The sequence below is a fragment of the Flavobacterium ovatum genome (genome assembly GCF_040703125.1).
Lineage (GTDB): Bacteria > Bacteroidota > Bacteroidia > Flavobacteriales > Flavobacteriaceae > Flavobacterium > Flavobacterium ovatum.
Genome location: NZ_CP160035.1, coordinates 246523 through 264644, shown reverse-complemented (window position 1 = coordinate 264644; position 18122 = coordinate 246523). Strand labels below are relative to the sequence as shown.

Sequence of the window (18122 nt, the reverse complement as noted above, 5' to 3'; positions counted from 1 at the left end):
TATTTTTATAATGTTAAATCAGGCCAATTTGTGCCGTCAGTTCTAGTAATAACTGTATCTCCATACTCATCATAAGAGGTTTCCCAGTGAAAACTTAATTTATTCCCGTTTACAACGAGGTTGCTCATACTGAAACTGTCACCATATTGATTTACCCCTTTAAATGTAATTTTATTACAGATATCTTGTAATTGTAAACCTGTTGCTGCTACGTCATACAAATAAGTGTAACCTCCAAACGATGCATCTGAAATATTGTAGCTTCCTCCACTTTTGTCTGTAAAAGTTACAGTTCCAGTGTAGGTTTCGGTTGTGAAATTTACTCCATCTCCTATGTTTGTAGTGCTAAAGCTATACGTTCCTGCTAAAAATGAAGGACAAGATACTAGAAATGATTGGCTAACGCTATATTGTACGGAAGTTGCAACGTGTGAGCCAAAATTAGGTTGCCCATTATCATCATAAATCTTGTAGATTTTCCCATTTTTTAATTTTATATCAGCAGAAATAAGAAGTTTATTACCTATTTTGAAATCATCTTTAGAATTAAGAATAGGGAAGGAGTTTATAATGTCTTCTATCGTGAAGCTAAGCGTAATTGGGAAAGTTGTTTGATTTGCTTTTAATACCGTTCTGTAAGTTTTATCATCTTGGGTGTAAAACCCAATGATGTCCATGGAGCTAATGTCGCCATATACGGTTGATACATTTAGTTCTAACTTGATAGGTTGGTCATTGCTCAAATCAACTAAATTGATAAAACTGTCCGATGTTGCTGTCTTTTGAAAATTAGGAATAGCTCCTTGTTCTAATGTTAATTTTGAGTCTCCCCCATCATTTTCACATCCCATGAGTAGCAATGAGAATGCAATGAATTTAAATATGTTTTTTATATTTTTCATGATTTTTTATATTGATTAGTCTACGTCCCAAAAGATTTTATACGTAGTTGCATTCTTTTGCTTTGGTGAGTTTTTGTTTACATTTAGCTCACTTTGTGGCCAAAAAAATGATACTTGATAAGGACTGTTAAGAACTGTTTGTGAATCAATCAATGGGAATCCATCATCATTATCTAATTGGTATTCTGGCAAAGTTGAATTTGGATTAGCAAGAATAGGAAAACCGGTTCTTCTGTAATCATTGTATTGGTCTAGAGGATCTCCATAAGTAGCGACCCATTTTTGAGTCATGATGATTTCTAATTTCGTACTGTTATCTATTGCAGAATTGTATTCTGTTATTACGTTATCCATGAAGGCTACTGCTTCTGTGCTACCTACTAGCTCGGGGATCACTTGAGTTGATTTGTTGTTTTTGACTACTTGGTCAACTTTAGCAAAACTAGCTTCCATTGCTTCTCTTAGTTTTGTACCAGTAATTCCGGGTAGTTTAGTTGCCAAAATCAATTCGGCTTGAACGTATAAAAATTCATCGTAGGTCAATATACGATGTGGAGCAATTCCAGTTGCTGTTGTAGAGCTCATTAAACCTCCTTTACCATCATCATATCTTCCTCCGGCAGGAAAAACACCAGGATAAGTATAGGATTTCTCTGCGCTACTGTCCTTGTTTGGTCCTATACTTCCAAATCTAATGCTAAAAAATCCAGTGGTTTTGTCCCAATAATCTGCTTTTGGATTTCCAGTCGCAACATCACCTTGATCTGGAGGGAAATCTCCCACTTTTAATTGATTGAAGAAGTAATATTTTATTCTTGGATCGGGATTGTCATTGTGGATTTTAGGATTCATACCCATTAGTATTTCATAAAACCAAGGGCTTTGATAAGCTTCAAATTGAGTGCTATTGTATGATTGATAAAAATACCTGTTTCTTTCATCACTTGGAGTTACGTTAGCTGTATGGTTAAATTGGAAATCATCTGCATTCGAAGTGAAGAAGTTGTTTTCTAATATAAGGGCATCAAAACCTACTTGGTCAAAATCACTAATTAATCGAGTTTGATTGTATAATTTAAGTTTAAAAGTATTAGCAAATTTAATCCATTTAGAAGCTTTTCCTCCGTAGAATAAATCATCTTTCCCTGGTTTTTTAGAACCTTGACTACTTGAAAGATTAGTCTTGGCAGTTTCAATTAATTTAAAAACCGAATTGTATATTTCTTTTTGGTTATCAAATTTTGGACTGATAGTGTTATTTTTCAATTGTGTAGCTTCGCTGTAAGGTACATCTCCCCATAAATCAACAGCTGAAGCTAATAAATATGCTTTTTGCATTTGTGCAATTCCCAAATAGACTAGGTTTCCAGATGATTCGGACTGCTGTATTAATGTTTCTATGTCTGATAGCGTTAGGTAAACCGTATTCCAGTCATTAGACAAGAATGAATTGTTTGGCTTAGTGTTGTATTGGTCGTGATCAGCCCTAGTTGTCATTTGGTGTGTATATACTTCAAGAACACTACCAGAGTAAAGATCAAAATCGCCAAGTTTACTTAGGCTTACTTGGGTGTTAGTAAGTAAAAGATCAAGAGGTGCTGTTTTAGGATTGTCTGTGTCAGCATTGACATCTAGGTAGTCACTACAACTTACGGTTAATAGTAATGTTCCTAAAAACACGATCATTTTATTATATTGATTCTTTTTGTTTATTAAAAGTTTCATGATGTTTTGTGTATTAGAAAGTTAGGTTTAGTTTAAATCCGTATCGTTTTGCTGTAGGTGCAGCTGTAACTTCGATACCTTGTAAGTTTGACGAACCGTAACTTGTTATTTCTGGATCAAAATTGGTGTACTTAGGTACATTTGGCGCAAAATACCATAAGTTACTTCCAACTGCGCTCAATGATATTTGTCCAAATGGACTTTTCTTTAAATATTTAGATGGAATATCATAAGTAAGGCTTAACTCCCTTAATCTAAATACTGTTCCGTCATAGATTGAAGCTTGGTCAACACTGTTGCTTCCAAATGTATTAGAACCTGAAGGGGAGAAGTAGAGCTCATTCATGCTTATTTGTGTAGTGTTTGGAATTTTGTTTTCAGAAGAATCTAAAATAAGATTTCCTTGATTGTCACTGTAAAATCCAGGAATGATAAAAGTACCTTCCCTATTTTCGGTGTCTCTAGTTACACCACGTCCTAATAAGTCTGTAATGGTGCCAGATTTAATATCGCCACCTTGTTTCCAGTCAAATTGAGATTTTAAAGTGAAACCTTTATAGCTGAAAGTATTAATGAAACTCATTTTGAAATCGGCATTCGGATCACCAATTATACCATTTTGTTGTGCTTCAACAATTCCTCCAGTCGCTTTGTTGATTAGGAAGTTACCTTCATTATCTCTAGCGAATTTAGTACCGTAAAAAACTCCAAAAGCCTCACCTGGAATTACAAAAGCTACTTCGTCAATATCAAGAGCAAAACGATCTAGACCTTCGATCAATTTAGTCACTTTGTTTTTGTTTTTTGTAAAAGTACTATAGAGTGTCCATTTAAATTGCTCCGTTTGTATTGGCACTAGTGTAAGTCCGATTTCTATACCTTTGTTTTGCATTTCACCGAGGTTAGTGTTGAGTTTCTGGTAACCAGTTGACTCAGGAACAGTAATTGGTGTAATTAGATTAGTAGTTGTTTTATTGTATAAAGTTACGTCAATAGCTATTCTTCTATAATAGAACTCTAGATCAGTTCCAATTTCAAATTCAGTGGTAAATTCAGGCTTTATATTTTGGTCTGATAAAGATACTGAGTTCCCAATTGTTGGAATGCTATTGTAAGAATCCCCTAAGATAAAGGAAGTGTTCAAGAATTCTGAAGCTGCATCTCTTGCAGTTTTAGCATATCCACCCCTAATCTTTGCAAAAGTAAGGACCTTACTTTCGATGTTTAATGCATCAGTTACAATAAACGAAGTGCTTATCGAAGGATAGAAATAAGAATTATTATCTTTAGGTAACGTAGAGCTCCAATCATTTCTTCCTGTTGCGTTGATGAATAAATAGTCTCTAAAGGATAACGTTAAATCTGCAAAAACACCTATATTTCTTTTTTCAAATTTTTCATCGATAAGATTTGCAATCGATAAGACATTACTGAAATTAAAGACATCAGGGACTTTAAACTGCTTTCCGGAATTAGATAATCGAGAGTTTTTGTTTTGTAGAATATTATGACCAAGAATAGTTTTTAATCTAAAATTTTCAGTCAATTGGTAATCTAAATTGACTAAAAAGGTGCTTTCAATATCTTCATTGGTAAATTGATCTGTTTTTAAAGATCCAAGACTACTATCGGCTTTCGAATTTAAGTCTCGTATTTCTTTTCTATTTAAGCTATATCTATTTATACCCGCTCTATAGGAAGTTGATATGTTTTTGTTGAATTCGTAATTTATATTGATACCTGAAACCGTTCTGTTGGTATTTGTTATAATTTGGTCATGTTTTAGGGACCAAAATGGATGATCAAATTCGGATCCATTAGGTGTAATCGAAATACCAGTTACAGGATTCTCAAAAGGTAAACTTAAATCCCAGTTACGTGCTAAAAATAATGAGCGGGCAAATGAAGATGAGTTTCCATCAAACTGTTGGTTTCCAGTAAATCCTCCAATTTGGTCAGTTGTTGAATAACTCATATTTCCTCCAAATGTTAGTTTTTTGGAAAGTTTAAAATTCCCTCCTATCGATATAGAAGTTCTGTCAAAACTGTTGTAAGGAATATAACCATCTTGTTTTAAATTGGATATTGTAGTTCCAAATGTTCCTTCGGTTCCAGAATAATTAAAACCTACTGTGTTTTCTTGGACTTTCCCCGTCCTGAACAGGTCTTTTACATTGTTAGGCTTGGCAACATAAGGAATCGTTGGTCCAGTTTCTGGAAAAGCTTCTAAAAGTGTAGGCCAAGTAGGAATCGTTTCTAATGAGTCAAAACGTGGTCCCCAAGAACCATTTACATTTTGGTATTCAAATCTAGATCCTGCACCATAAGTATTTTGATAGTCTGGTAAATTAGCAATTGTTTCAAAATAAGTTGACGAACCAAAATTGATTTTAAACTTCTCAGATTTTTTCGTGCCTATTGAACCGGTTTTGGTTGTAATAACAATTACACCATTTACAGCACGTGACCCATATAGAGCAGATGCTGTTGTGCTTTTTAAAACATTTACGGAGGCAATATTATTAGGGTCTAAACTGGATAATGCTGACTCATAAGCGCCACCTCCACCACCAGTTACTTTTGAAGAAGTGTTGATTTGAGAGTTGTCATAGGCAATTCCATCTACAATTATTAATGGTTGAGTGTTACCAGTGAAAGTTGAAATCCCCCTAATGGTAATTTGATTTGCTGCTCCGGCTGTACCATTAGAAGTGTTTACGTTTACACCCGCTACTTTACCCGCTAGTGAACGAATTAAGTCTGGTTCTGAATTGTCTGTGATTTCACCAGATTTGATTGTGCTTACGGAGTATCCAAGGTGTTTAGCATTCCTTTTAATTCCAAAAGCGGTGACTACAACACCCTCAAGGTCGGTAGCAGTCGATTTTAGTTTTATATTTAAAGAAGTAGAAGAAGCTTTAGCTTCGGTCGTTTCCATTCCTATATAACTAAATAGTAGTATTTGTTTTGCGGAGGCCTTGATTGTGAATTTTCCGTCTAAATCTGTTTGCGTACCGGATTTTGTTTCTTTAACGAGTATGCTTGCTCCTGGCAAAGGTATACCTGTGTCGTCGTAAACAACTCCAGTGATGATTCTTTCTTGGGCAAATGTTATTTGTGTAATAAATACAAGAAAAAGAACCAAGACTCCATTGAATTTTAGTTTCATTTTAAAAAATTTGAATTAGTGTCCCAAAATTCTTAAAAATATGTTAACTATCCTAATGAAGAATTGCTTTTTTAGTAATTTAAAATTGAATATTGTAATTTAAACTTATAATGGTACTGTAAAAGTCAGTTTTTTGATTTTTTTCAATACCGTTGGCCAGTGTTATTTTTAATAATCCATTTTTGGTTAACAGTCCGATTCCCAGCCCAATACCAGATAGGTTTTCTGTTCTTTTTTCAGGCGAAAATGGATCTTTGAAAATTGAATAATCAAAAATTGAATGGACGTATAAATTGGAAGAAACAATATATCTGTATTCTGTTAGTATAGTGTTAATGTATTGGGCTTGGAAACTATTCTCTGCAAATCCTCGGAGTGACTTGGTGCCACCAAATCTGTATAACTCGTTTATTAAATAATGACTACTGCTTAAATAGAAATTTTGGCTATTGATGTTAAAGTAATTTCTTTTGTTAAATTCAAATGTATAGGATGCTTTTATATCTATGTAAAACTGCTTGATAGACTCTGTGTCCTCGATTAAAATGTTACTGGTTCTTTTTCCGATACCTGTTTTGATTGAGATTTTAGTTTTTTCAGGGAAAAGTGAAGTTTCATAATCTAAATCGATATATTCTAAATTGGCGGTAAGATAAGAGTTATTGAAATCCTGTATAGAATTACTATTGCTGTTTTGAATATCACTAGATTCAGTTGATTGATATCCTAAATAAACTCGAGTATTGTAGTTGATTAGATATCCTAAGTCCAGTGCGGTTTTTGTGTTTTGAAAAATACTATCTTGTTTGAATATATTGATTTGTGCTTTTATTCCAAAATTAGTATTGAAAATATAAGGAAGTTCTAGATTTGTTCTAAAAGTTTTTTGGTTGTTCCCGTCGCTTTTCCAGTATAATGAAAATTGTTCTCCCGCTTTTATGGTGTTTTCAAGTGTTAAATCTAGATAGCCGTTGAGAATTAATTTGCTATTACTGTCTGTGTTGAAACCTATATAGCCGTCAAAATTGTTTGATTGCCGCCTTTCTAAATAGACGTATATTTTAGTAGTGTCCTTTAATAGTAATGTTTCGGGGTATTTGACTTGACTTACGAATCTGAATTTTTCAAAATCACGATATATTTTTTGAATAGTGTTTTTGTTGAATGTCTGTTTTTGATACTTTTTATTTAACTGTTTGAGGTGTCCTTTTGGGAGTGCTTCTTTTATGGTATTTGAATTGGAGTAATTTACGACGATTGTGTTTATTGTTCGTGGATTGCCTAAGCTGAAATTGAGCGTAGCAAATAAAATTTGATCCTTTTGTTTTATGTTGTCTAATTTTAGTTCACTTAAGGCAAATCCTTTTTGCTCTGCTTTCTGAAGTGTTTGATTTAAAAAATTTTCCACATCAGGGAAAGGAATGAATATGCTGTCTTGGTTCTGGGATATGAAACGGTTCAGTTCTGAATTTTCACCTATATATATATGTACAGATTTTATTTGTTTGCCAATAATTAATAGGCTAGTATATGTGGAGTCATTTTTTTTATCTAATGAATGGATGTTGTTTTCTAGGAATCCTAGTTGAGATAATTTTTGTGAGATTCTATTGACTTCATTTTGAATAGACTTGGCTCCTTTGTGTATTGAGCTATAACCAAGTGAATCTATTATTTTGCTTTCTGTATTAGTATTTCCGTCGATATGTAAATAGAAGTTTTGGGCTGACATTGTCAGTCCGAAAAGAATTAAAGGAAAGAGAAATAGCAATCGTTTCAAAAAAGAAATATTTTTATAAAAGTAATGTAAATATCATCTCTTTGAGATTAAAATCAAAAACTTAAATAATCTTGTTGAAAATTAATGAATTAACGTTTGTAGAGTAAAAAATATTTTATACATTTGCAACCCCGTAAAAAGCGGGAATTTAATATCATAATAATTTTTAGTATTAATTATGCCAACAATTCAACAATTAGTAAGAACAGGAAGAACTCAGATAACTAAGAAGAGTAAATCGGTTGCTTTAGATTCTTGTCCTCAAAGAAGAGGGGTTTGTACGCGTGTTTACACTACTACACCAAAAAAACCAAACTCTGCAATGCGTAAAGTAGCGCGTGTACGTTTGACAAATGGTAATGAAGTAAATGCTTACATCCCTGGAGAAGGACACAATCTACAAGAGCACTCGATAGTATTAGTTAGAGGTGGAAGGGTAAAAGATTTACCAGGTGTTAGATATCACATCGTTCGTGGTGCCCTTGATACGTCAGGAGTAGCAGGAAGAACGCAAAGAAGATCTAAGTACGGTGCTAAACGCCCAAAAGAAGCAAAAAAGTAATTAATTAGTTAGGATTTTAAGATTCTGAAAGTTTGTCTATGTTTATAGACTAGGCTTTTATTGTTTTAGATTTAAACTTTTTTTAAAAACAAAGAAATGAGAAAAAGAGCGGCAAAAAAGAGACCACTTTTACCAGATCCAAGGTTTAACGACCAATTGGTAACGCGTTTTGTGAACAACTTAATGTGGGACGGTAAGAAATCAACAGCTTTTAAAGTGTTTTATGATGCGATTGACATCATTGAGGCTAAAAAGCAAGATGCAGAGAAACCATCATTAGAGATATGGAAAGATGCTTTAACTAATGTTATGCCTCACGTAGAAGTACGTAGTCGTAGAGTTGGTGGTGCTACCTTCCAAATTCCGATGCAAATTAGACCAGATAGAAAAATTTCTATGGCTATGAAATGGTTAATTCTTTATGCAAGAAGAAGAAACGAAAAGTCAATGGCTCAAAGATTAGCTTCGGAATGTTTAGCTGCGGCTAAAGAAGAGGGAGCAGCTGTTAAGAAAAGAATGGATACTCACAAAATGGCAGAAGCTAATAAAGCTTTCTCTCACTTTAGATTTTAATTCATAAGAAATGGCTAGAGACTTAAAATATACAAGAAATATAGGAATTGCTGCTCACATTGATGCTGGTAAAACGACAACAACGGAGCGTATTCTTTTTTATACTGGTAAATCACACAAAATTGGTGAAGTGCATGATGGTGCAGCAACAATGGACTGGATGGCTCAGGAGCAAGAAAGAGGTATTACAATTACTTCTGCTGCTACAACTTGTGAGTGGAATTTTCCAACTACACAAGGAAAACCTTTACCAGAAACATTGCCTTACCACTTTAATATTATTGATACTCCAGGTCACGTTGATTTTACCGTAGAGGTAAATCGTTCGTTACGTGTATTGGATGGTTTGGTTTTCTTATTTAGTGCTGTTGATGGTGTTGAGCCTCAATCGGAAACTAACTGGAGACTTGCTGATCAGTATAAAGTACCTCGTATTGGTTTTGTTAATAAAATGGATAGACAAGGATCTAACTTTTTGATGGTATGTCAGCAAGTAAGAGATATGTTGAAATCAAATGCAGTTGCGATCACTTTGCCAATTGGTGAAGAGAATGATTTCAGGGGTGTTGTGGATTTGGTTAAAAATCAAGCTATTGTATGGCATGAAGAAGGTTTAGGGGCTACTTATGATATTGTGCCTATTCCTGATGATATGCTTGAAGAAGTTAAGGAATACAGATCGATTCTTATTGAAGCAGTTGCTGACTATGATGAGAATTTGCTTGAAAAATTCATGGAAGATGAAAACTCTATTACAGAGGAAGAAATCAACATTGCATTAAGAGCAGCTGTTATGGACATGGCTATCATCCCGATGATTGCTGGTTCTTCTTTTAAAAACAAAGGTGTTCAATTTATGTTGGATGCAGTTTGTAAATATTTGCCTTCTCCAATGGATAAAGATGGTATCGAAGGAATTCATCCTGATGATGCTGAATTGTTGGAAGAGGATCAGACTAGAATCTTGCGTAAGCCAGATGTTAAAGAGCCATTCGCTGCTTTAGCATTTAAGATTGCTACTGACCCATTCGTAGGTCGTTTGGCTTTCTTTCGTGCTTATTCAGGACGTTTAGATGCAGGTTCTTATGTGTTGAACACTCGTTCAGGAAATAAGGAAAGAATTTCTCGTATCTACCAAATGCATGCTAACAAGCAAAACCCAATCGATTATATCGAGGCTGGTGATATTGGAGCGGCAGTTGGATTTAAAGATATTAAAACTGGAGATACATTGTGTGATGAAAAGCACCCAATTATTCTTGAGTCTATGAAATTCCCTGCGCCAGTAATAGGTATCGCTATTGAGCCTAAAACTAAAGCTGACGTAGATAAGATGGGTATGGCATTGGCTAAATTAGCTGAAGAAGATCCAACATTTACAGTTAGAACAGATGAGGCTTCAGGGCAAACTATTATTTCGGGTATGGGTGAGCTTCACTTAGATATCTTGGTTGATAGAATGCGTCGTGAATTCAAAGTTGAAGTTAACCAAGGTGAGCCTCAAGTTGAATACAAAGAAGCTTTTACAAAATCTGCTGTTCATAGAGAAACATATAAAAAACAATCAGGGGGTCGTGGTAAATTCGGTGATATCGTATTTAAACTTGAGCCAGCTGATGAAGTTGAAGGTAAAATTCCAAAAGGATTACAATTTGTTAACGCTGTAAAAGGTGGTAATGTGCCTAAGGAATATATTCCATCTGTAGAGAAAGGTTTTAGAGAAGCTATGAAGACTGGTCCTTTGGCTGGTTATCAAGTGGATAGTTTAAAAGTTACTTTAACTGACGGATCTTTTCACCCTGTCGATTCTGATGCGCTTTCTTTTGAGTTAGCGGCAAGAATGGGTTATAGAGAAGTTGCTAAAGCTGCAGGAGCTGTTATTCTTGAGCCAATCATGAAAATGGAAGTTATTACACCAGAAGAAAACATGGGGGATATCGTAGGTGATATCAATCGTCGTAGAGGTCAGGTTAATGACATGGGTGATAGAGCTGGTGCTAAAACTATTAAGGCTGATGTGCCATTATCAGAAATGTTTGGTTATGTTACGACATTAAGAACGTTGTCATCTGGTAGAGCAACATCTACTATGGAATTTTCACATTACGCGGAAACTCCTTCTAATATTTCAGAAGCAGTAATCAAAAAAGCAAAAGGAAACGCTTAATCTTTAAGAAAATGAGTCAAAAAATCAGAATAAAACTAAAATCTTACGATCACATGTTGGTAGACAAGTCTGCTGAAAAGATTGTAAAAACGGTTAAAACTACAGGTGCAGTTGTTACAGGTCCAATTCCATTACCAACTCACAAAAAACTTTTCACTGTTCTACGTTCTCCGCACGTTAATAAAAAAGCAAGAGAGCAATTCGAAGTAATGTCATACAAGAGATTAATTGACATTTATTCTTCTTCATCTAAAACAATTGATGCTTTGATGAAATTAGAATTGCCTAGTGGAGTTGAAGTAGAAATCAAAGTTTAGGTTTCTAAGTAAGAGAAATTGAGAGCACTTTGTTTAAGTGAAAACTTTTTTTGGATTGTGTGTAAATAAGTTATACTTTTGCACCACTTTAAAAATAAGGGTTCACTTAAATGATGTGTTCTATTTTTATATTTAATAATTAATAATTAATAATTATGTCTGGGTTAATTGGTAGAAAAATCGGCATGACGAGTCTTTTTGACGAGAACGGGAAAAATATTCCTTGTACTGTAATTGAGGCTGGTCCATGCGTTGTTACCCAAGTCAGAACCAAAGGTGTTGACGGGTATGAAGCGTTGCAACTTGGTTTCGATGACAAAAACGAGAAACATTCCACAAAAGCGGCTTTAGGTCACTTTAAAAAAGCGGGAACTGTAGCTAAGAAAAAAGTCGTTGAATTCAAGGAGTTTGCAGAAGGAAAAAAATTAGGAGATCTTATTGATGTTTCTATTTTTGTTGAAGGAGAGTTTGTAGATGTACAGGGTGTATCTAAAGGTAAAGGTTTTCAAGGGGTTGTAAAACGTCACGGTTTTGGTGGTGTTGGTCAAGCAACTCACGGTCAACACAACCGTTTAAGAGCGCCAGGTTCTGTAGGAGCGTCTTCTTATCCATCTAGAGTATTCAAAGGAATGCGTATGGCTGGAAGAATGGGAAGCGATAATGTAAAAGTTCAAAACCTTAGAGTTTTAAAAGTAGTTGCTGAAAAGAATCTACTTGTTATTAAAGGATGTGTTCCTGGATGTAATAACTCTTATGTAATCATCGAGAAGTAATGGAAGTAAAAGTATTAGATTTCAACGGAAAAGATACTGGAAGAAAAGTTCAACTTTCTGATTCAGTATTCGCAATTGAACCAAATAATCACGCTGTATACCTTGATGTGAAGCAATATTTAGCTAATCAAAGACAAGGAACGCACAAAGCTAAAGAAAGAGCTGAAGTTGCGGGAAGTACACGTAAGATTAAAAAACAAAAAGGAACTGGTACTGCTCGTGCGGGTAGTATGAAGAATCCATTGTTTAAAGGTGGGGGAACGGTTTTCGGACCAAGACCAAGAAGTTATTCATTCAAATTGAATAAAAACTTGAAACGTTTGGCAAGAAAATCTGCTTTCTCAATAAAAGCAAAAGAATCAAATATTATCGTTCTTGAAGACTTTAAATTTGAAGCGCCAAGCACTAAGAATTTCATTAACGTTTTGAAAGCTTTAGAGTTAGATAATAAAAAATCACTATTTGTATTGGGTGAGTCAAATAAAAATGTATATTTGTCGTCACGCAATTTAAAGGGCTCAAGTGTAGTAAGTAGCTTAGAATTAAGTACTTATGCTATTTTGAATGCTAGTAATTTAGTGCTTTTGGAGAGTTCTTTGGAAGTAATTGAAGAAAATTTAAGTAAATAATAGGATATGAGTATCATAATTAAACCTATAGTAACGGAAAAAGTAACCAAAGAAAGTGAAGTTTTAAACCGTTTTGGATTCGTTGTTAACAAAAAAGCAAACAAAGTTATGATTAAGAAAGCTGTTGAAGCTGCTTATGGAGTAACTGTGTTAAGTGTTAATACAATGAATGTAAGACCAGATAGAACTACTAAGTACACTAAAAGTGGTTTGATAAGTGGAAAGACAAATGCAATTAAGAAGGCAATTGTACAAGTACAGCAAGGAGAAACAATTGATTTTTACAACAATATCTAAGATAGAAAAATGTCAGTAAGAAAATTAAAACCTATTACCCCAGGTCAGCGATTTAGAGTTGTGAATGGTTATGACGCTATTACAACTGATAAGCCGGAACGCTCTTTGATAGCGCCGATAAAAAACTCTGGAGGTAGAAATAGTCAAGGAAAGATGACCATGCGTTATACGGGTGGTGGTCACAAGCAGAGATATCGTATTATTGATTTCAAACGTACAAAAGAAGGAATTCCAGCTACAGTGAAATCAATCGAATATGATCCAAATCGTACTGCGTTTATCGCTTTATTAGCTTATGCTGATGGTGAGAAAACTTATGTTATTGCTCAAAATGGATTGAAAGTTGGTCAGAAATTAGTTTCTGGTCCGGAATCTCAACCTGAAATTGGTAATACATTACCTTTAAGCAGAATCCCATTGGGAACTGTAATCTCTTGTATTGAGTTAAGACCAGGTCAAGGAGCAGTAATTGCTCGTTCTGCTGGAACTTTTGCTCAATTAATGGCAAGAGATGGAAAATTCGCTACAATCAAAATGCCTTCAGGTGAAACAAGATTGATCTTGTTAACTTGTTCAGCTACAATTGGAGCGGTATCTAATTCTGACCACCAATTAGTTGTATCTGGAAAAGCAGGTAGATCAAGATGGTTAGGTAGAAGACCTAGAACAAGACCTGTTGCAATGAACCCTGTTGATCACCCAATGGGTGGTGGAGAAGGACGTTCTTCTGGTGGACATCCACGTTCAAGAAATGGAATACCAGCAAAAGGTTATAGAACACGTTCTAAGAAAAACCCGAGTAACAAGTATATCGTAGAACGTAGAAAGAAATAATAAGATATGGCACGTTCATTAAAAAAAGGACCTTTCGTTCATTATAAGTTAGACAAGAAAGTTCAAGAAAACATCGCAGGTGGAAATAAAGGAGTGGTAAAGACTTGGTCTAGAGCTTCTATGATTACTCCTGACTTCGTTGGGCAAACTATCGCAGTTCATAACGGTCGTCAATTTGTACCAGTTTACGTAACAGAAAACATGGTAGGTCACAAATTAGGAGAATTTTCACCAACTAGATCTTTTAGAGGTCATGCTGGAGCAAAAAATAAAGGTAAAAAATAAGAAGCAATGGGAGTTCGTAAAAGAGAAACAGCAGATGCGAGAAAAGAGGCTAATAAGTCTATTGCTTTCGCAAAATTGAATAACTGCCCTACTTCACCTAGAAAAATGCGCTTAGTAGCGGACTTGGTAAGAGGTCAGAAGGTAGAAAGAGCACTTAACATCTTAAGATTCAGTTCTAAAGAAGCTTCAAGAAAATTAGAAAAGTTAGTTTTGTCTGCAATCAACAATTGGGAGCAAAAAAACGCTGAAGCTAGTATTGAAGAAGCAGGATTATTTGTTAAGGAGATTAGAGTAGATGGTGGAATGATGTTGAAAAGACTTCGTCCAGCTCCACAAGGTCGCGCACATAGAATTAGAAAACGTTCTAATCACGTAACAATCGTGCTTGGATCTATTAATAACACACAAGCAATTTAATAAAGATGGGACAAAAGACAAATCCAATTGGAAATAGACTTGGTATCATCAGAGGATGGGACTCAAACTGGTATGGTGGAAATGATTACGGTGATAAAATCGCTGAAGATCATAAGATCAGAAAGTATATCCATGCTCGTTTATCAAAAGCTAGTGTATCAAAAGTAATCATCGAGAGAACTTTGAAACTTGTAACCGTTACTATCACTACTGCTAGACCTGGTATCATTATCGGAAAAGGTGGGCAAGAGGTAGACAAGTTAAAAGAAGAACTTAAGAAAGTTACTGACAAAGAGGTTCAAATCAACATCTTTGAAATAAAAAGACCTGAACTTGACGCGTATCTAGTTGCTACAAGCATCTGTCGTCAAATCGAAAGCCGTATTTCTTACAGACGTGCAATTAAAATGGCTATTGCTGCTTCTATGCGTATGAACGCTGAGGGTATCAAAGTTTTAATTTCTGGTCGTTTGAATGGTGCTGAGATGGCACGTTCAGAGGGTTTCAAAGAAGGAAGAGTTCCTTTATCAACTTTCAGAGCCGATATTGATTATGCATTAGCTGAAGCGCATACTACTTATGGTAGAATGGGTATCAAAGTGTGGATTATGAAAGGTGAAGTTTACGGAAAGAGAGATCTTTCTCCACTTGCTGGAATGGACAAAAAACAAGCTGGCGGAAAAGGTGGAGATTCTCCTCGTGGAAAATCTAACTTTAATAAAGGTGGAAAACCAGACGCTCGTAAAAGAAAGTAATTTTTAAATTAAAGAAAAATGTTACAGCCTAAAAGAACAAAATACCGTAAGGTACAAAAAGGTAAAATGAAAGGGAACTCTGGAAGAGGGCATGAACTTTCTAATGGAATGTTTGGTATTAAATCTGTACATGAAGATGGAATGTTCCTAACTTCTCGTCAAATTGAAGCTGCACGTATCGCTGCAACACGTTTCATGAAAAGAGAGGGACAATTATGGATCAAAATATTTCCAGACAAACCAATTACTAAGAAGCCTCTTGAGGTACGTATGGGTAAAGGTAAAGGTGCAGTTGAGTATTGGGCTGCCGTTGTTAAACCCGGAAGAATTATGTTTGAAGTTGGAGGAGTACCTTTGTCAGTTGCTAAAGAGGCGTTACGTCTTGCAGCTCAAAAGCTTCCAGTAAAAACTAAATTCGTTGTTGCTAGAGATTTCGAAGCATAATCTATATTATATTATGAAACAATCAGAAATAAAAGATCTTTCTGCAGCACAGTTGCAAGAAAACCTTAGCAAGGCTAAGAAAACATATGCTGACCTAAAAATGGCTCATGCTATCTCTCCAATTGAGAATCCGCTTCAAATTAGAAGTTTAAGAAGAACAGTTGCAAGATTAGCCACTGAGTTAACTAAAAGAGAATTGCAATAATTGTAATCTGCTGAAAGATGGAAGAAAAAAGAAATTTAAGAAAAGAAAGAATAGGTGTTGTGACTTCTAACAAAATGGATAAGTCTATTGTTGTTGAGCAAGTTACTAAAGTAAAGCACCCGTTATACGGTAAGTTTGTATTGAAAACTAAAAAGTATCATGCACACGACGAAACGAACAATTGTAACATTGGTGATACTGTAAGGATTAGCGAAACGCGTCCTTTAAGTAAAACAAAATGTTGGAGATTAGTTGAAATCCTAGAAAGAGCTAAATAATTATGGTACAACAAGAATCAAGACTAAAAGTAGCAGATAACACAGGAGCTAAAGAAGTTTTAACTATCCGTGTTTTAGGAGGTACCAAAAGAAGGTATGCTTCAGTTGGTGATAAGATTGTAGTTTCTATAAAAGATGCAGCTCCAAACGGTAACGTTAAAAAAGGAGCGGTTTCAACTGCAGTTGTAGTACGTACCAGAAAAGAAGTGAGAAGAGCCGATGGTTCTTATATCCGTTTCGATGACAATGCATGTGTTCTATTGAATGCTGCAGGGGAAATGAGAGGAACTCGTGTTTTTGGACCGGTAGCAAGAGAACTTCGTGAAAAACAATTCATGAAAATTGTATCATTAGCACCAGAAGTGCTTTAATTCGTTTTAAGATGATAAAGCTAAAAATAAAAACAGGTGACATCGTAAGAGTAATTGCTGGAGACCATAAAGGTGAAGAAGGTAAAATAGTACGTGTTGACCGTGAGAAAAACAAAGCTATCGTAGAAGGTGTAAACATGGTTTCAAAACATACGAAACCAAGTGCAAAAAACCCTCAAGGTGGAATTGTAAAAAAAGAAGCTTCTATTCAAATTTCTAACCTTTCTCTAATTGATCCTAAAACTAAGGAAGCAACAAGAGTAGGTATTAGAGTTGAAGGAGATAAGAAAGTAAGATTTTCAAAAAAATCTAATCAAGTACTATAGTAATGGCATATATACCTAGACTAAAAGAAGAATATAAGAGTAGAGTTATCTCTGCTCTTACAGAGGAGTACGGATATGTAAACGTAATGCAGGTTCCTAAGTTGGACAAAATCGTTTTAAGCCGTGGAGTTGGAGCAGCAGTTTCTGACAAAAAACTAATTGACTATGCAGTTGATGAGTTGACAAAGATAACTGGTCAAAAAGCGATATCTACTATCTCTAAGAAAGACGTTGCGTCTTTCAAATTGAGAAAAGGAATGCCAATTGGTGCAAAAGTTACTTTGCGTGGAGAAAGAATGTATGAGTTTTTAGATAGACTTATTACTTCATCTTTACCACGTGTTAGAGATTTCGGTGGTATTAAAGCTACTGGTTTCGACGGAAGAGGAAACTACAACCTTGGAGTTTTAGAGCAAATCATTTTCCCGGAAATTGATATTGATAAAGTAAACAAAATATCTGGTATGGATATTACTTTTGTTACTACTGCTAAAACTGATAAGGAAGCGAAGTCATTATTGGCTGAATTAGGATTACCTTTTAAAAAGAATTAAGATATGGCTAAAGAATCAATGAAAGCCCGTGAGGTTAAGAGAGAAAAAACGGTAGCAAAGTATGCTGAGAAAAGAAAAGCTTTGTTAGAAGCTGGAGATTTCGTAGGTTTGCAGAAATTACCGAAAAATGCTTCACCAGTTCGTTTACATAATAGATGTAAATTGACAGGTAGACCAAGAGGGTATATGCGTCAATTCGGTATTTCACGTGTAACATTCCGTGAAATGGCTAATAATGGATTGATACCAGGGGTTAAGAAAGCCAGCTGGTAAAAAATTGAATTTTAATTGGTTAAAGGTTCGACAGATAGTCTGGAGAAAACCATAATCGCAAATTTATACATATGTATACAGATCCTATTGCAGATTATTTGACAAGGGTTAGAAACGCTGTGGCTGCAAACCACAAAGTTGTTGAGATCCCTGCATCTAATCTTAAAAAAGAAATTACTAAGATCTTATTTGATCAAGGTTATATCTTAAGTTACAAATTTGAAGACAACTCTGTTCAGGGTTCAATCAAAATTGCTTTGAAGTATGATAAAGATACTAAAGAGCCTGTAATCAAAGATATCCAAAGAATTAGTAAACCAGGTTTACGTAAATATTCAAGTTCTGCTTCTATTCCAAGAATCCTTAACGGATTAGGAATTGCTATTGTTTCTACATCGAAAGGTTTGATGACTGGGAAAAAAGCGAAACAACTTAACGTTGGTGGAGAAGTAATTTGTTACGTATACTAATTAAAAGACGATAAGA

Annotated in this window: 23 protein-coding genes; 19 read left to right on the top strand and 4 right to left on the bottom strand. The window is 34.9% G+C overall.

The features are described 5' to 3' along the window. Positions 1–5: 5 nt before the first annotated feature. The 4 genes from ABZP37_RS01190 to ABZP37_RS01175 all read right to left on the bottom strand — a co-directional run bounded on the left by ABZP37_RS01190 (position 6) and on the right by ABZP37_RS01175 (position 7528). The gene (locus ABZP37_RS01190; RefSeq protein ID WP_366184925.1) at positions 6–902 is read right to left on the bottom strand and encodes a hypothetical protein; all 897 of its coding nucleotides are present in this window, start codon (positions 900–902) and stop codon (positions 6–8) included. A gap of 15 nt (positions 903–917) precedes the next feature. Beyond that, on the bottom strand, positions 918–2627 hold the full coding sequence (locus tag ABZP37_RS01185; protein WP_366184923.1) for a SusD/RagB family nutrient-binding outer membrane lipoprotein: 1710 nt from the start codon (positions 2625–2627) through the stop codon (positions 918–920). 13 nt (positions 2628–2640) lie between these two features. After that, complete coding sequence (locus tag ABZP37_RS01180) at positions 2641–5796, bottom strand: SusC/RagA family TonB-linked outer membrane protein (protein WP_366184921.1); 3156 nt, start codon at positions 5794–5796, stop codon at positions 2641–2643. Between the two features lie 79 nt (positions 5797–5875). Continuing rightward, positions 5876–7528, bottom strand: coding sequence for a hypothetical protein (locus tag ABZP37_RS01175; RefSeq protein ID WP_366184919.1), 1653 nt, complete (start codon positions 7526–7528; stop codon positions 5876–5878). 226 nt (positions 7529–7754) lie between these two features. Here ABZP37_RS01175 and rpsL point away from each other — a divergent pair, with 226 nt between their 5' ends. From rpsL to rpsH, 19 genes are all read left to right on the top strand, one after another. Then, positions 7755–8138 (top strand): 30S ribosomal protein S12, encoded by a 384-nt coding sequence (rpsL, locus tag ABZP37_RS01170; RefSeq protein ID WP_007136570.1) that lies wholly within the window; start codon positions 7755–7757, stop codon positions 8136–8138. Between the two features lie 96 nt (positions 8139–8234). Next, positions 8235–8711, top strand: coding sequence for a 30S ribosomal protein S7 (rpsG, locus tag ABZP37_RS01165; protein WP_366184918.1), 477 nt, complete (start codon positions 8235–8237; stop codon positions 8709–8711). Positions 8712–8721: 10 nt separating this feature from the next. Continuing rightward, complete coding sequence (gene fusA, locus ABZP37_RS01160; RefSeq protein WP_366184917.1) at positions 8722–10878, top strand: elongation factor G; 2157 nt, start codon at positions 8722–8724, stop codon at positions 10876–10878. 11 nt (positions 10879–10889) lie between these two features. Further along, positions 10890–11195: a 30S ribosomal protein S10 gene (gene rpsJ / locus ABZP37_RS01155; RefSeq protein ID WP_007803605.1), complete on the top strand. Its 306-nt coding sequence runs from the start codon at positions 10890–10892 to the stop codon at positions 11193–11195. 155 nt (positions 11196–11350) lie between these two features. Continuing rightward, the gene (rplC, locus tag ABZP37_RS01150) at positions 11351–11968 is read left to right on the top strand and encodes a 50S ribosomal protein L3 (RefSeq protein WP_366184916.1); all 618 of its coding nucleotides are present in this window, start codon (positions 11351–11353) and stop codon (positions 11966–11968) included. Then, a complete protein-coding gene (rplD, locus tag ABZP37_RS01145) occupies positions 11968–12597 on the top strand; it encodes a 50S ribosomal protein L4 (protein ID WP_366184915.1) in 630 nt (209 codons plus the stop codon). The genes rplC and rplD overlap by 1 nt, the downstream gene beginning before the upstream one ends. A 6-nt stretch (positions 12598–12603) precedes the next feature. Next, positions 12604–12894: a 50S ribosomal protein L23 gene (gene rplW, locus ABZP37_RS01140; RefSeq protein ID WP_366184914.1), complete on the top strand. Its 291-nt coding sequence runs from the start codon at positions 12604–12606 to the stop codon at positions 12892–12894. Between the two features lie 9 nt (positions 12895–12903). Next, positions 12904–13728: a 50S ribosomal protein L2 gene (gene rplB, locus ABZP37_RS01135; RefSeq protein WP_366184913.1), complete on the top strand. Its 825-nt coding sequence runs from the start codon at positions 12904–12906 to the stop codon at positions 13726–13728. Between the two features lie 6 nt (positions 13729–13734). Continuing rightward, complete coding sequence (gene rpsS / locus ABZP37_RS01130) at positions 13735–14013, top strand: 30S ribosomal protein S19 (protein WP_007136562.1); 279 nt, start codon at positions 13735–13737, stop codon at positions 14011–14013. Between the two features lie 6 nt (positions 14014–14019). Next, on the top strand, positions 14020–14430 hold the full coding sequence (gene rplV / locus ABZP37_RS01125) for a 50S ribosomal protein L22 (RefSeq protein WP_366184912.1): 411 nt from the start codon (positions 14020–14022) through the stop codon (positions 14428–14430). 5 nt (positions 14431–14435) lie between these two features. Beyond that, on the top strand, positions 14436–15185 hold the full coding sequence (gene rpsC, locus ABZP37_RS01120; protein WP_108740331.1) for a 30S ribosomal protein S3: 750 nt from the start codon (positions 14436–14438) through the stop codon (positions 15183–15185). A gap of 18 nt (positions 15186–15203) precedes the next feature. Then, positions 15204–15629: a 50S ribosomal protein L16 gene (rplP, locus tag ABZP37_RS01115; RefSeq protein WP_016989325.1), complete on the top strand. Its 426-nt coding sequence runs from the start codon at positions 15204–15206 to the stop codon at positions 15627–15629. Positions 15630–15642: 13 nt separating this feature from the next. Then, entirely contained in the window at positions 15643–15834 is a 192-nt protein-coding gene (rpmC, locus tag ABZP37_RS01110) for a 50S ribosomal protein L29 (RefSeq protein ID WP_366184911.1), read from the top strand. A 17-nt stretch (positions 15835–15851) separates the two neighbouring features. Beyond that, positions 15852–16112, top strand: coding sequence for a 30S ribosomal protein S17 (rpsQ, locus tag ABZP37_RS01105; RefSeq protein WP_366184910.1), 261 nt, complete (start codon positions 15852–15854; stop codon positions 16110–16112). 2 nt (positions 16113–16114) lie between these two features. Continuing rightward, positions 16115–16483, top strand: a complete 369-nt coding sequence (gene rplN / locus ABZP37_RS01100) for a 50S ribosomal protein L14 (protein WP_108740334.1) — start codon at positions 16115–16117, stop codon at positions 16481–16483. Between the two features lie 11 nt (positions 16484–16494). Further along, positions 16495–16809: a 50S ribosomal protein L24 gene (rplX, locus tag ABZP37_RS01095; protein ID WP_366184909.1), complete on the top strand. Its 315-nt coding sequence runs from the start codon at positions 16495–16497 to the stop codon at positions 16807–16809. A 2-nt stretch (positions 16810–16811) separates the two neighbouring features. Further along, entirely contained in the window at positions 16812–17363 is a 552-nt protein-coding gene (rplE, locus tag ABZP37_RS01090; protein ID WP_366184907.1) for a 50S ribosomal protein L5, read from the top strand. Between the two features lie 3 nt (positions 17364–17366). Then, a complete protein-coding gene (gene rpsN / locus ABZP37_RS01085; protein WP_026707007.1) occupies positions 17367–17636 on the top strand; it encodes a 30S ribosomal protein S14 in 270 nt (89 codons plus the stop codon). A 71-nt stretch (positions 17637–17707) separates the two neighbouring features. Next, positions 17708–18106, top strand: a complete 399-nt coding sequence (rpsH, locus tag ABZP37_RS01080) for a 30S ribosomal protein S8 (protein WP_264617545.1) — start codon at positions 17708–17710, stop codon at positions 18104–18106. Positions 18107–18122: the final 16 nt, after the last annotated feature.